The 1,541-nt window shown below is 67.2% G+C and carries 1 protein-coding gene and 1 pseudogene; one reads left to right on the forward strand and one right to left on the reverse strand.

The annotated features are described in order from the left end of the window. Window positions 1-264: pseudogene (locus ACFTZC_RS41945) on the forward strand (hypothetical protein); the annotation flags it as partial. Between the two features lie 66 nt (window positions 265-330). Here ACFTZC_RS41945 and ACFTZC_RS41950 read toward each other — a convergent pair. Further along, window positions 331-1,068 (reverse strand): dienelactone hydrolase family protein, encoded by a 738-nt coding sequence (locus ACFTZC_RS41950; protein WP_382899367.1) that lies wholly within the window; start codon window positions 1,066-1,068, stop codon window positions 331-333. Window positions 1,069-1,541: the final 473 nt, after the last annotated feature.

Genomic DNA, 1,541 nt, shown 5'->3' on the forward strand with positions numbered 1-1,541 from the left:
TCTCCCCGCTGGAGTTCGAACAGCAGCACCACAGGACAGCTAAACTCTCACTCGCAGCATGAACCCCTGTGTCCACACTCCGGGGGTCACCTCAGTAACCAGCAGCTGACCGCGCGTATCTCCGAACTCACCAATGCCAACAGGCAACTTGAACAGGAGATCGCCCAGCTTCAGCCGTTGAAGGAGCGAGTCGACGAACTGGAGAAGGACCTGGCAGCTGCCCGCAGCAGCCTGCGCAAAATGATCCGCGCGGAGAACGCCTGACCCACGCATCCGCCTCTGCGACGGGGCCTGACCAGCATCCTTCTACGCTGGTCAGGCCCTACTCGGTCAGTAGCTGTCGGCCAGTGTGCGGTCGAGGAGGGGGAGCAGTCGGTCCCAGTGGCGCTGTAGTCCGGCGGGGTCGAAGGCGTCGGTGTCGGACATGGTGAACCCGTGGACGGTGCCAGGGTAGATCTCGGAGGTGTAGTCGACCTTCGCGGCGTTCAGGGCCCGGTTGAGCTCGCCCAGGGCTTCGGGCGTCAGGTCGCTTTCGGCATGGCCGAAGTGGACCTGGGCGGTGATCTCGGCGAAGGCATCCGGCCCGTCCACGCCCACGGGGCCGTGGAATGCGGCGAGGGCGGCCACCTGGCCGGGGTGGGCCGCGGCGGTGCGCATCGCCAGGAGGCCGCCTATGCAGTAGCCAGTCACCGCGACCGGTCCGGCGGCGACCTCGGGCTGGGTGGTGAGGAACCTGAGGTAGGCGTCGGCGTCGCTCAGGACACGTTCGGCGGTGTGCGCCTCGATCAACGGCATCAACTGGGCCATGAGCGCGGGCCGGACCTCTTCTCCGATGTGCTCGGGAAGCTCGATCACCGGTGCCGGCCCATGCCGGTAGAAGAGGTTGGGGACGAGCACGTAGTACCCGTGCCCGGCCAGTTCGCGGGCCATCTCCCGCAGCACGGGCCGGATGCCGAAGCCGTCCGCGTACATCAGCACCCCCGGGTGCCGCCCGCCACCGTCAGGGAAGGCGGCGAACGCGTCGGCCTGGCCGTCCGCGGTGGGAATCTGCAACGTCTTGGTGGGCATGAATTCTCCTGTCGTGGTTGATGTATCGAGCCTGTGATCAACACGACGGAGGCGGAGCCCGCGCAGCAGCGCAAGATCCTGGATCAAACAACGGGCCCGCACCGGCCCGTACGGCGCTCAGAAGAGCACCGGGTCACCAATCCGTGTGTGGCGCAATGCCGTCCCGGTATTCATGGCCGCACAGCGTAGCCCACCGGGCAAAAGGCGACGCCAGCACCCCAGTCCACAGTGCGGCGCGACATCCCTGGCCTCGGCCAAGAGCCGGCGTCGCTCCTCCCCATCGGCCGTCGTCCACGCGATCTCGTACCCCGCCACGTCGGCGTACACGGAAACGTGCCCAGCCCGATGCCCCTGCCCGACTCCGCCGCCAGCCTCGTGCTACTGAGGTTGAACTCGTGGAGTCGTAGGGGCTGACGGCTCGTTGCCCGTGCGGTATCACCGGAGCATGCGGTATCCACAAGGAGGCGGCCTGA

It is taken from the genome of Streptomyces sp. NPDC056987 (assembly GCF_042673865.1).
Classification (GTDB): Bacteria; Actinomycetota; Actinomycetes; order Streptomycetales; family Streptomycetaceae; genus Streptomyces.

Excerpts from the sequence above, each read along its gene's own strand:
- ACFTZC_RS41950 (WP_382899367.1), bottom strand. The coding sequence starts at position 1,068 with ATGCCCACCAAGACGTTGCAGATTCCCACCGCGGACGGCCAGGCCGAC.